Source organism: Spirillospora albida, from assembly GCF_000718255.1.
GTDB lineage: Bacteria > Actinomycetota > Actinomycetes > Streptosporangiales > Streptosporangiaceae > Spirillospora > Spirillospora albida.
The window spans coordinates 18,663-30,113 of the sequence record NZ_JOFJ01000030.1 but is presented as its reverse complement, the minus strand read 5'-3'; the positions used below and the strand labels follow the sequence as shown (position 1 = coordinate 30,113).

The 11,451-nt window shown below is 72.6% G+C and carries 10 protein-coding genes and 1 pseudogene; 6 read left to right on the top strand and 5 right to left on the bottom strand.

From position 1 onward, the window contains the following. Positions 1 to 103, top strand: a pseudogene (locus tag IE99_RS33760) (IS982 family transposase); the annotation flags it as partial. Positions 104 to 217: 114 nt separating this feature from the next. Here the strand turns inward: IE99_RS33760 and IE99_RS0127360 are convergent. Beyond that, on the bottom strand, positions 218 to 1,054 hold the full coding sequence (locus IE99_RS0127360) for a MauE/DoxX family redox-associated membrane protein (RefSeq protein WP_030177028.1): 837 nt from the start codon (positions 1,052 to 1,054) through the stop codon (positions 218 to 220). Beyond that, the gene (locus tag IE99_RS33270) at positions 1,048 to 2,253 is read right to left on the bottom strand and encodes an RlpA-like double-psi beta-barrel domain-containing protein (RefSeq protein ID WP_051713403.1); all 1,206 of its coding nucleotides are present in this window, start codon (positions 2,251 to 2,253) and stop codon (positions 1,048 to 1,050) included. Before IE99_RS33270 ends, IE99_RS0127360 begins: the two co-directional genes overlap by 7 nt. Before the next feature lie 274 nt (positions 2,254 to 2,527). On the opposite strand from IE99_RS33270, the gene IE99_RS0127350 reads away from it, so the two are divergent. The 3 genes from IE99_RS0127350 to IE99_RS29860 all read left to right on the top strand — a co-directional run bounded on the left by IE99_RS0127350 (position 2,528) and on the right by IE99_RS29860 (position 6,533). Then, entirely contained in the window at positions 2,528 to 3,100 is a 573-nt protein-coding gene (locus IE99_RS0127350) for a SigE family RNA polymerase sigma factor (RefSeq protein WP_084220002.1), read from the top strand. Between the two features lie 74 nt (positions 3,101 to 3,174). Further along, positions 3,175 to 4,791 carry a long-chain fatty acid--CoA ligase gene (locus IE99_RS0127345; RefSeq protein ID WP_245623360.1) on the top strand — a complete coding sequence of 539 codons (1,617 nt, stop codon included), beginning with the start codon at positions 3,175 to 3,177 and terminating at the stop codon, positions 4,789 to 4,791. 188 nt (positions 4,792 to 4,979) lie between these two features. Then, positions 4,980 to 6,533, top strand: coding sequence for a sigma-70 family RNA polymerase sigma factor (locus IE99_RS29860; RefSeq protein ID WP_037560171.1), 1,554 nt, complete (start codon positions 4,980 to 4,982; stop codon positions 6,531 to 6,533). A gap of 3 nt (positions 6,534 to 6,536) precedes the next feature. On the opposite strand, the gene IE99_RS0127335 is transcribed toward IE99_RS29860, so the two are convergent. Continuing rightward, positions 6,537 to 7,316: a MerR family transcriptional regulator gene (locus IE99_RS0127335; RefSeq protein ID WP_342666255.1), complete on the bottom strand. Its 780-nt coding sequence runs from the start codon at positions 7,314 to 7,316 to the stop codon at positions 6,537 to 6,539. A gap of 67 nt (positions 7,317 to 7,383) precedes the next feature. Between IE99_RS0127335 and IE99_RS0127330 the strand changes: the two genes are divergently transcribed. Further along, on the top strand, positions 7,384 to 8,361 hold the full coding sequence (locus IE99_RS0127330) for an adenylate/guanylate cyclase domain-containing protein (RefSeq protein ID WP_030177015.1): 978 nt from the start codon (positions 7,384 to 7,386) through the stop codon (positions 8,359 to 8,361). A 338-nt stretch (positions 8,362 to 8,699) separates the two neighbouring features. Then, positions 8,700 to 9,713 (top strand): hypothetical protein, encoded by a 1,014-nt coding sequence (locus IE99_RS0127325; protein WP_030177013.1) that lies wholly within the window; start codon positions 8,700 to 8,702, stop codon positions 9,711 to 9,713. Positions 9,714 to 9,762: 49 nt separating this feature from the next. On the opposite strand, the gene IE99_RS0127320 is transcribed toward IE99_RS0127325, so the two are convergent. Further along, positions 9,763 to 10,971, bottom strand: coding sequence for an RNA polymerase sigma factor (locus IE99_RS0127320; RefSeq protein ID WP_030177011.1), 1,209 nt, complete (start codon positions 10,969 to 10,971; stop codon positions 9,763 to 9,765). Continuing rightward, the gene (locus IE99_RS0127315) at positions 10,968 to 11,339 is read right to left on the bottom strand and encodes a YciI family protein (RefSeq protein WP_030177010.1); all 372 of its coding nucleotides are present in this window, start codon (positions 11,337 to 11,339) and stop codon (positions 10,968 to 10,970) included. The genes IE99_RS0127320 and IE99_RS0127315 overlap by 4 nt, the downstream gene beginning before the upstream one ends. Positions 11,340 to 11,451: the final 112 nt, after the last annotated feature.

Below are 11,451 nucleotides of genomic sequence, written 5' to 3'. Positions count from 1 at the left end.
GACACGCCTGTGCCAGCGCATCTGCGCACTCAACGCCGCCATCTGGCACAACTGGCTCATCGACGCCCCGGTCAAGCGATCACTGATCGCCTACGACCATTGACCAGCACCAACATTTCCCATCAACGATCTAGCCGTGTATGGCCGGATCTGGCGATGACGCTAGACGACCTTAGATTCGCCGACCGTTGACGCCGCTTGGCTTTTATACGGCTGGCTAGGGAATTCGCAATACAGAAGTAGAGGGCGGCAGAGAGGCCGGGGCCGCTCGGCCGGCGCGGACATGGACGGCGCGGACCGTCCGGTCGCGTTCCGCGGTCGAGACGGCGAACACGACCTCGGTGTCGGTCCCGTCGAGACGTGCCGGGTAGACGACGAACCGCCAGCAGCCCTCGCGCCAGGCGTCCAGCGGCGCGGCACCGGTGACGGCTCCCTCGAGCGCCGCCCACGCCGCGCTGGCGTGCAGGGTCGCGAGCGTCTCGGTGAGCGGGGCGCGGCGCCGCTCGCACGGGACCCACGGCCGGACGCGCCGCCGCCGATGGCGTCCGACGAGTTCGGAGAGTTCCGGGGACAGCGCCGCGAACAGCGCGACCTCCGCCGTGAACATCAGCCCGACGAGGAATCTCGCCTGGCCGAGGACGTCGATGCCCGCGAGGGGCGCGCCGAGCGCGGCGATCGCCGCGCCGGTGAGCAGCGCGGCCCGCACCACGCTGCGGTGGCCGACGCGCTCGCCGCTGAGTCCGCCGAAGCAGCCGCACCCGGCGTCCGGCCTGCGCACCCGCAGCTCCCCCACGACCCATGTCGCCGCCGCGAAGACCACCGCCGCCACCAGCCGCACCGACGGGTGGGGGGTGAGGAGCAGCGCGAGCCCGAGCGCTCCCTCGGCGAGGCCGAGTGCGACGGTCGCCTCGCGCGTGCGCCGGACCGCCGGGACGGGGACGCCGTGCACCTCGTCCGGGGCGGGCGCCTCCCGCACCGTCAGCTTCGCCAGGGACGCCGCCAGCAGGACGGCCGCCAGCAGCAGCACCTGCGCGTTCATGAACGCCGTCACCATCGGACGGCGCTCCCCCGCATGAGGGACCCGCCGACATCCGGGCGGACCAGGGCGTTGAAGCAGCCCGTCTCCAGATCACCGCCGAGCGCGGCGAACGCGGCGGGCGTCAGCTCGGCCAGCCGGCCGCGCGGCGACACGCCGCACTCCACGCACCGGTCGCAGTAGCGCGCGGCGACGCAGCCGCACTCGACGACGATGGCCGTGGCGGTACGAAGACCGCACCGGTTGTGGACGGTGATCTCACTTCCGAGCGACAGCGCCGGGAACGGGACGCAGCCGGACGGGGCGTCGGCGCACCCGCCGCCGGTCTCGGCGTCGACGGCCGGATAGGCGGCCCCGCCGTCCGTGAGCAGCGGGAACTCCCGCCACGTCGGCGACTCCTCCGCTTCGGCGCGCTCATCCCACCCGGGACCGGGCACGTCCCCCGTGTCGAGCAGGGAGAGCAGGCTCTCGTGCGCCTCACGTCCCGTGACGGGTGGCGGGGCGAGTTGTGCGAGGCGCGCGCGGGGCGGGAGGACGTCGGCGGTGTAGGGCCAGGTGTCCTCATAGAGCCCCCTTCGGCGCGGCGGGGGGGCGGAGGCGCCGCCCCACCAGGTCACCGTGCCGTGCAGGACGGGCGGGACGGGGGCCGCCGGATCCGGGGCGGCCAGGTCGTCGGCGCGGTGGCCCGGCTGGGGCGTGCCCGGACGCACGGCTCGCGGGCCGTCGGGAGAGCCGACGCAGATGACGTCGATGAGGTAGCCGGGCTCCATGCGGGGGTGCCGGACCAGCAGGGGCTCGAGGACCTGTGGCGGGACGGCCACATGGGCGCGGCCCCGGTGGGGCCCCATGTCCACCTCGACGGTGTCCCGCCCGCACGCCAGCATCGTGCCGGTGACCCGGCCGATGTCGACCCAGACGCGGTCGGCGCCGAAGCCGTCCGTGCGGGGCCGGACGATGACCTCGCGGCCGGGCCGCAGCGCGGCGGGGCCCCCGCGCCCGCCGTGCCAGACCGTGGTGGCCTCGGTCATCGTCAGCCGCTCCTCGCCCGACGCCGTGGCGACGATGAGGAGGTGGGGGCTGGCGTCGAGGAGCGTTCCGGTGACGATGCGCAGGGGCGGCGCGGCCCGGTCCGGCAGGACGGGGGGCGGTGCGCCGTGGCCGGGGGCGGTTTCGCGGTGCCGGCGCCGCCGGTCGGCGCGGCGGCGGGGGAACGGCATGGCGTCGACTCCTGGCTCGGGGTCGCACAGCGGGTCACCGCCGTGCGGACAGTGAGTCAAGGCTCACTCTCGGCACCCCGGCTGTCGACGGATTTGTCGCGATAAGTCGGTCAGCGGGCGACATTCCATCGACCTCGGTTGAACATTCTACTCTGGTTGACCCGAAATTACATTTGCTGTAAGACCTTAATGGAACTCCGCATGCGATCGTCATGATGGCCGAACGACGTCGCTCAAGTTCGGGATCGTCCTCGACTCCTGGCCGGGTGGTGAAGTGAACTCGACGCGGCACGAGCAGTTCCGGGCGTACGTCACCGACCGCCGCCCCGCGCTGCTGCGGATGGCGCTGCGCCTCACCGGCGACCGCGCCGACGCCGAGGACCTCCTCCAGGCGGCGCTCGCCAAGACCTACCTCGCGTGGGACCGCATCCACGACCGCGGCGCCGTCGACGGCTACGTCCGGCGCGCCATGGTGAACACGCAGATCTCCTGGTGGCGGCGCCGCAAGCTGGAGGTCTACCCCACCGGGGAGGTCCCCGACCGTCCGGTCGACGACCACACCCGGCACACCGAACTGCGCGACGTCCTCGGACGCGCGCTGCGCCGGCTGCCGGAGCGCCAGCGCCTCACCGTGATGCTCCGCTACTACGAGGACATGTCGGAGGCCGAGATCGCGCACGCCCTGGGCGTCACCGTCGGCACGGTGAAGAGCACCGTGTCGCGGGCGATGGCCCGGCTCCGCGACGACGCCGTTCTCGGCGAGGACTTTCCCCAGGCCCCGCAGCGCCAATGGCGAACTCCGGTGACGTCCGGGGAAGGGAACGCGGCAGAGCGCCGGCAGGGGTGACATCTCCGGACGGAATTCGCAAGAATCCGGGTCTGGGATCCGCTGCCGTTGGAGGCGCCGCCGTGTTGAGCACCATGCAGGATTTCCCCCTGACGATCACGTCGATCATGCGGCACGGGACGGAGGTCGCCGGGGACGCCGGCGTCGCCACCTGGACGGGGGACGGGGTGCGGCGGCGCACCTACGCGGAGGTCGGCGAGCGGGCCGCGCGGCTCGCCGGCGCGCTGCGGGCGCTGGGCGTGGACGGCGAACAGCGGGTCGCCACGTTCATGTGGAACTCCACCGAGCACCTCGAGGCGTATCTCGCGATCCCGTCCATGGGGGCGGTGCTGCACACGCTCAACCTGCGGCTGTTCGCCGACCAGCTCGTCTACATCGCGAACCACGCCGAGGACCGGGTCGTGCTCGTCGACGCGTCACTGATCCCGCTGTTCGCGCCGCTGCTGCCGCGGCTCGATACCGTCCGCCACGTCGTCGTGGTCGGTGAGGGCGACACCGCGCCGCTGGAGGGCGCCGGGAAGGAACTGCACGACTACGAGCGGCTGCTGGCGGAGGCGCCGCCCGCCTTCGACTGGCCCGAGCTGGACGAACGGGCCGCCGCGGCCATGTGCTACACCAGCGGCACGACCGGGAACCCGAAGGGCGTCGTCTACTCGCACCGGTCCGCGTACCTGCATTCCCTGTCGACGTGCACGGGCAACGCGATGGCGCTCAGCGCGACCGACACGGTGCTGCCCGTCGTGCCCATGTTCCACGCGAACGCGTGGGGCCTCCCGTACGCGGCCGTGATGGCGGGCGCCGACCTCGTCATGCCGGGGCGGTTCCTGCAGGCGGAGCCGCTCGTCCGGCTGATCGAGTCCGAGCGTCCGACGGTCGCGGGCGCGGTGCCGACGATCTGGTCGGACGTCCTGCGCCACGCCCGCGAGCACGGCTCGGACCTCACGTCGCTGCGGCTCGTCCCGTGCGGCGGGTCGGCGGTGCCGGAGTCGCTGATGCGGGGGTTCGACGAGATCGGTGTCCGGATCGTCCAGGCGTGGGGCATGACGGAGACGTCGCCGCTCGCGACCGTCGCGCATCCGCCCGCGGGAGCGGCCCCGGACGACGCCTGGCGCGCCCGGATCAGCCAGGGTCGCGTGCTCGCCGGCCTCGAGGTCCGCGTCGTCGGGGACGGCGACACCGTCCTGCCGAACGACGGGAGGGCGGTCGGCGAGGTCGAGATCCGCGGGCCGTGGATCACCGGTGCGTACTACCGCGACGAGGACCCCGGACGGTTCCACGACGGCTGGCTGCGCACCGGCGACGTCGGCACGCTGTCGCGCGACGGCTACCTCGTCCTGACCGACCGGGCGAAGGACGTCATCAAGTCGGGCGGCGAATGGATCTCGTCGGTGGAGCTGGAGAACCACCTCATGGCGCACCCGGACGTGGTGGAGGCGGCGGTGGTCGGCGTCCCGGACGAGCGGTGGCAGGAGCGCCCGCTCGCGTCGGTCGTGCTCCGCGAGGGCGCGGCCGCGACGCCGGAGGACCTGCGGAGGTTCCTCGGCGACCGGATCCCGAAATGGCAGCTGCCGGAGCGCTGGACGTTCATCACCGAGGTTCCCAAGACGAGTGTCGGCAAGTTTGACAAAAAGGTCCTGCGGCGCCGCTACGCCGACGGCGACCTGCGGGTCCGCCGAGCGGACGGCGCCTGACTCGATTCTGACGCTCCGTCATCCTCGCCGCGCTACGGAGAGATGTCGTAGTCTCACCCTGCGGTCACCATTCCTGGCGATTTCGGGAGATCATATGGTGCCGAAGGGGCCGACGGGTGTATGCAAGGTGGGCCGAATGTCCGGACGACCCCTCCGGGGGCGCACCCATGCCGGTCCCGGGAGCGTGTATGCCCAGGTTGTGCCCCATCGAAGACACGGCCGACCGGAAGTTGGTCAGGGGGCTGAACGAAGGTGACGAGACGGCCCTCGCCGCGCTCTACGACGAGTACGCGGAGCGCGTCTACGACTACGTTCTGTCGATGTGCGGGGACGAGAAGGTCGCCGCGGGGATCGTCCACGACACCTTCATCGACGCCGGACGCCGCGCGCCGCGCATGCGCGACCACCTCCACCTGAGCTCATGGCTGTACGGCGCGGCCCGCCGCCGCTGCCTGCGCCGCGGCCGCGCCCGGCACCTCTACTGGGACCGCGACGGCGTGTTCTCGCCCAACCCCTTTCTCAGCACATCCGACGACACGTCCGAATGGCCCCCGTCCGGGGAGCTGCACGAGGTGCTCCGCGCCGCGCTCGTCCGGCTGGAGCCGCTCGACCAGGAGGTGGCGCTGCTCGCCTTCCGGCACGGGCTGCCCCCGGCCCGGCTCGGCGGCGCCCTCGGCCTGTCGTCGCGGCGCGCGGCGCTGCGCGTCCGGAAGGCGCGGTCGTGCCTCGCCGAAGCCCTCCGCGCGGAGGTCGCGCGGGCCGCCCACACCTGCGGGGGCGTGGCACCCGTCGCCGGAGAGCGGGACGCCGGCCACCATGGGCCGCTGTCGGGGGCGCTGTGGGCGACGCTGCACCGCCGCGGGGAGCTGCCGCCCCCCGAACCGTCCGGGCTCGACCGGCATATCGCGGACTGCGCCGAATGCCGGTCCCGCGTCCGGGTCGACCCCGTCGCCCTGCTGCGGAGCGCGCCCGCGCCCGTGCTGCCCGCCGCCCTCCGGCACCGCGTCATGCACACCGCGACCGACCCGGAACTCGCCGGTCACCGCGCCGACATCGCCGCGCGCGGCGGGTCGCTGACCCCCGAGGGCCTGCCCAGCCAGCCGGACGTGCCGTCCCCGTTCACCCGCCGCTGGCTGTTCGCGGGCGGCGGAATGGCCGGCGCGCTCGTCGCAGCCCTGGTCGCCGTGTTGATCATCGGGCCCGGCCTGGACGGGACACTCTCGCTGCCGCCGTTCCGCACGCACCCGCAGCCGTCCGTCACCGACACGCCCCGCGACGGCTCCAGCGGCGCCCGCAGCCCGCAGGCACCGCAGCCGGGCGGCCCCGGACGGTCCGGCGTCCCGCCCGCCCGGCCGCAGACCGAGGGCACGCCGACGGCACCGAGCACCACGACGCGGCCGTCGGTGCCGCCCTCCTCCCCGCCCTCGTCACCGCTCGTCCGTCCGCCCCGGCCCGGACGGCTCGTCATCGCGCCCGCGAAGGTCGAGCTCTGGGGGACGAAGACCGGGCGGGTCACGCTCCAGGCGGAGAGCGGGCCGGTGACGTGGACGGCGATGACGTCCACGAGCCAGCTGATCCTGTCCGAGATGCAGGGCGGCGTCCCGAAGGGCGGCTCGATCGACCTGACCATCACGCTGCGGACCGCCATCGTCGGTCTCCCCGGCCAGGGAACGATCACGTTCACCGACTCGGAGGGCGCGCTCCACAAGGTGACCGTCGTGTGGGGCGTCACGCTCCTGTGAGCGTCAGTCCCCCGCGAGATGCTCCTTGATGGTCTCGAACTGCTCGCCCAGCACGTCCTGCACGCGGGCCTCCATCGCCCGCGCGATGAACGGCTCGACGACCATCTTCACCAGCGGCCGCATCCGCTTGACCAGCGCCGCGGTGTCGGCGATGGCGTCGGCGTCCGGCACCGGGCCGGCGTCGAGCTTGCGGAAGACGTGCTCCTGCACCAGGTTGACGAACCGTCCGGCGATCACGTCGCAGTCGTCGCGGATCTGCCCCGCGATGTCGAGGACCGCGTCGAGCGGGATGCCCGCGGCGACGAGCTCGGCGCCGACGTGCAGCAGCCGCGGGCTCGGCACCCGGAAATGGTCGCCCGCCGGCTCGATCAGGCCGAGCTCGACCGTCCGGCGCACCACGTCGGCGATGCCCGCCTCGTCCAGGCCCGTTCCGAAGATGGCGACCAGCTCGCCGATCGTCGCCGTGCCGGGGATCTCATCCGTCCACGGGTCGGTGAGGACCTTCTCCAGCCCGAGGACCTCGCCGACGTCCTTGCCCGTCTCCCACGCCGACAGCAGATCCTTGATGATCGCGAACGTGTAGCCGCGGGCGAGCAGGTTGCCGATCAGCCGCAGCCGGGCAAGGTGATCATCGCCATAGAGGCCGACGCGGCCGACCAGCCGGGGCGGCGCCAGCAGGCCCCGGTCCTGGTAGGCGCGGATGTTGCGCACGGTGCTGCCGGACAACCGCGCCAGCTCGTCGATTCGGTACTCGGCCATGCCCCGCCCGCCGGACTCGTCCACCTTGACCGCCGTGATCTTACTTCGGCACTATTGTTACATCGACTGATGACACATAGAGGTGGCCCCGATGGCGGACCCCCATGACATTGAGGAGACCCTCCTCGGCGGTACCGTCCGGTACACGCGCAAGGAGGTCGAGACCCTCGCGGGCGTCACCGACGACTTCGCCCGGCGCATCTGGCAGGCGCTCGGCTTCCCCGTCCCGCCCGACGACGAGATCGCGTTCACCGAAGGCGACGTCGCCGCGCTCCGCGACATCGCCGACCTCCTCGGCAACGACCTCGTGGACGAGGCGATGGTCCTGCAGCTCGTTCGCGCCGTCGGCCAGACCATGGGCCGCCTCGCGAGCTGGCTCGGCGACGTCTGGCTGAAGCGCCTCAGCGAGCAGCTCCCGCCGGACGAACCCGTCACCGAGGAGATCGTCACCGCCGCCCTCGCCGCCACCGAGGAACTGCGTCCGGCGTTCGAGCGGCTGCTTCTGCACGGCTGGCGCCGCCAGCTCGCCGCCGCCGGGATGCGCGCCGCCGCCGGCACCGCCGCCGCGATCACCGACCCCGCCGCCGGGGTCGCCCACCTCGCCGTCGGCTTCGCGGACATCGTGTCGTTCACCCGTCTGAGCCGCCGCCTCGACGGCGACGCCCTCGCAGCGTTCGTCGAGGGGTTCGAGACCACCTGCGCCGAGGTCGTCGCGGAGGAGGGCGGACGCGTCGTCAAGACGCTCGGCGACGAGATCCTCTTCGTCGCCGCCGACCCCCGCGCCGCCGCCGAGATCGGCCTGCGCGTCGCCGAGCGCTTCACCGAGGACCCGGGCTTCCCCAAGGTCCGCGTCGGCCTGGCCTACGGCGAGGTCGTCCAGCGCCTCGGCGACGTCTTCGGCACCCCCGTCAACCTCGCCGCCCGCCTCACCGCCACCGCGCACCCCGGCACGGTCCTCATCGACGGCGGCATGGCCGACAACCTGACCGGCTACGACGTCTCGGGCCTGCGTTCCCGCCCCCTCCAGGGCCTCGGCAAGGTCCGCCCCCGCCTCCTCCGCCGCCCCTGACGCGGTTCAGCCCCGGCGGAACAGGCGCGTCCAGACGTTTCCGGAGGTATCCCTCTCTGCGCAGTCGCAGCGCTGCGATCGGGGAACTCCGGCGAGCACCTGATCGACGTGCTTGCCGCAGCCCTGGTAGGTGACGCGTCCGCACGTGCGGCACACGGCCCGCTGACACATGGTCTGTCCTCCCTCGAATCGGTTCACGAACCGGCGACCCTCACAGGTTCCGACCCTCAATATACCCCCTAGGGTATCTGGTCAGTACTTGATGGCCGAGTCGTCATCGTTCGTACTCCGCCGGGTGGCGCAGAACGTCTTGTTGGTAAGCAGCCCTGGAGGATCCTGTGAAGCGACGACTTCCCGCCCTGCTCTCCGCCGTTCTCCTCTCCGCGCCCCTCGCCGTGGCCGCCGCACCCCCCGCGTACGCGGCGCCCTATGTGAACGTCCACCCCGTCCTGGATCGGGACGATCCCGCGCATCCGGTGACCGTCACGGTCCGGGTTCGGGGTGAAGGGGTGGCACAGGTGCGAGCATGGTTCGCCGACTCGCGATTCGGCGGCGGCTGGGCGGCGCTGGGATATCTCCGGCTGATCAGCGGGACCGCGCAGGACGGCACCTGGCAGGGGACTCTGCCGGTCTCCGTCGAGGAGCATCCGGGCGAGCACTGGGCCGTCGTCTACGCGGAGGACGCGGAAGGCCGCAAGCTCGCTGAGGGCGCCAACACCTTCCGAGCATGCTATTCACCGGTCTACTCGGGGGTCACCGCGACACCGGCGGTGATCGACGCCGACCACCGGACGGTGACGGCGTCCGGCGCCATCTCCTACCGGACGTCCAGGGACGCCCCTCCGCAGCCGGCGGACGGCCTGCCCGTGAAGCTCCTGGGGACGCCGGGGACCACCGAGACCGGTGCCGACGGGCGTTTCACCGTGCAGGGCGACGCGACGGCACGGCCCGAGCTCTACAACGACGCGGAGGGCGTGGTGTGCCAAGGCCGGCAGACGATCCCGGCCACGGTCCAGCAGACCATCACGGCGCTCTCGGCTCGGCTCGGCTTCACCGGCCCCGTTCCGGCGGGCAGCACGGTCACCGTCCGGGGGGAGCTGGTGCGCGGCGGTGCCGGTGGGCCGGCGTTCCTGGGACCGGGCGAGGTCATCCAGGCGTGGATCAGGCCGTTCGACGGCGGCGACCTTCGCTACCTCGGAAGCGTCGACGAACTCGGCCCCGGCGGCTCCTACGCGATCTCCTTCGCGGCGACCCCCGGCGAACTGATCGTCCAGTACGTGCCCAACGCGAACGGCCTGCTCCTGCCGAGCGAGAGACGGCGGACGCTGGAGGTCACCCCCGCCGGGCCGTAGCCCGTCGCGCGGTGAAGATCCACTTCGGCCGGCCGGGGACCGCGGGGATTCATGTCTTCAGCCGGCCGGCCTGGGACTCCAGGTAGCGTTGTTCGGCGATGCTGGCGGTGGCCTTCGCGGCGCGCCGGTAGTACGCGTACGCCCCGGCCGCGTCGCCGGCCTTCTCCAGCAGATGAGCCCGGACGGACAGCAGCCGGTGATGGCCCGCCAGGCGTCCGTCTTCGTCCAGTGTGGACAGCAGGGCCAGCCCGGCCGACGGGCCCTCGGTTTCGGCCAGCGCGATCGCCCGGTTGAGGGTGACCATCGGGTTGGGGGCGATCCGTTCCAGGATCAGGTAGAGGGCGTGCACCTGCGCCCAGTTGGTCTCCTCGGCCGAGGCCGCGTCAGCGTGCGTGGCGGCGATGGCGGCTTGGAGCAGGTACGGCCCCAGCACCGGCCCGGCCAGCGCCACCTTGACCAGCCCCGCACCCTCATCGATCAGCCCGCGGTCCCACTTCGTGCGGTCCTGTCCGGCCAGCGGCACCAGGTCACCGGCGGCCGTCGTGCGGGCATCACGGCGGGCATGGGTCAGCAGCATGAGCGCGAGCAGCCCGGTCACCTCACCGTCCCCGGGCAGCCGCGCGTGCACCATCCGGGTCAGCCGGATCGCCTCGTGTGCGAGGTCCGCGCGGTGCAACGCGGCGCCGGACGAGGCGGTGTAGCCCTCATTGAAGATCAGGTAGAGCACATGCAGGACGACGCGCAGCCGCTCCTCGCGCTCCGCGCCGCGCGGCGGTTCGAACGAACCGCCGGCGGCTCTGATGCGCTGCTTGGCCCGACTGATCCTGGCCGCCATCGTGGCCTCCGGCACCAGGAACGCGCGGGCGATCTCGGCCGTGGTCAGGCCGCCGACCGCACGCAGCGTCAGCGCGGTCTGGGACGCCGGGGTCAGCGTCGGATGGCAGCACAGGAACAGCAGGACCACCGTGTCGTCGACGTCGGGCACCTCGGGTGCCGCCTCGGCGGCCGTCGCCGACTCCCGTTCACGGCGCGCCTGGTCGCTGCGCATCTGGTCGATGAGCCGCCGGGACGCGACGGTAACCAGCCAGCCGCGCGGGTTGTCCGGCATCCCCCCGGCCGGCCACTGCACGGCGGCGGCGAGGACGGCCTCCTGGACGGCGTCCTCACATTCCTCGAAGTGACCGTACCGGCGTACCAGCGCGCCGAGGACCTGCGGCGTGAGCTCACGCAGCAGGTCCTCGATCGCCGGGATCGTCATGCCTCCAATTGTCCGTCAGCGAACATCACCTGCCGGACCTCGATCGCCAGACCCTCGATCGCGGCGTCCGGGATCCTTGCCGCCAGTTCGATCGCCCGCTCCCTGTTCTCGCAGTCGACCAGGTAGAAGCCGCCCAGGTACTCCTTGGACTCCAGGAAAGGGCCGTCCGTCACCACGGGCTGGCCGTTGCGCACCGACACCACGGCGGCCTGCGACGGGTCGACCAGCGCCTGCGTGGTGATCAGCTCGCCGGACTCCTTCAGCGCCTCGATGAACGCGCCGTGGCCCGCACCGATCGCCGCCTTCTCCTCGTCGGTCAGCGCGTCCAGCACGGCCGGGTTGATGTACATGCCGATCAGGAACTGCATCTCTCCCCCTCGTCGTTCGCGGGCCCCGGGACGGGCCCTGTCACCGTCCGGTCGGAGCCGCCGCCGCCGTCTTGACATCCTCCGGCCGAACCCGCGCACGGATCTTTCCCGT

Bases quoted from the DNA above. Each gene is read 5' to 3' on its own strand.
- IE99_RS0127360 (WP_030177028.1), bottom strand. From the start codon at position 1,054: ATGGTGACGGCGTTCATGAACGCGCAGGTGCTGCTGCTGGCGGCCGTC.
- IE99_RS33270 (WP_051713403.1), bottom strand. From the start codon at position 2,253: ATGCCGTTCCCCCGCCGCCGCGCCGACCGGCGGCGCCGGCACCGCGAA.
- IE99_RS0127345 (WP_245623360.1), top strand. From the start codon at position 3,175: ATGCAGGATTTCCCCCTGACGATCACGTCGATCATGCGGCACGGGACG.
- IE99_RS29860 (WP_037560171.1), top strand. From the start codon at position 4,980: ATGCCCAGGTTGTGCCCCATCGAAGACACGGCCGACCGGAAGTTGGTC.
- IE99_RS0127330 (WP_030177015.1), top strand. From the start codon at position 7,384: ATGGCGGACCCCCATGACATTGAGGAGACCCTCCTCGGCGGTACCGTC.
- IE99_RS0127320 (WP_030177011.1), bottom strand. From the start codon at position 10,971: ATGACGATCCCGGCGATCGAGGACCTGCTGCGTGAGCTCACGCCGCAG.
- IE99_RS0127315 (WP_030177010.1), bottom strand. From the start codon at position 11,339: ATGCAGTTCCTGATCGGCATGTACATCAACCCGGCCGTGCTGGACGCG.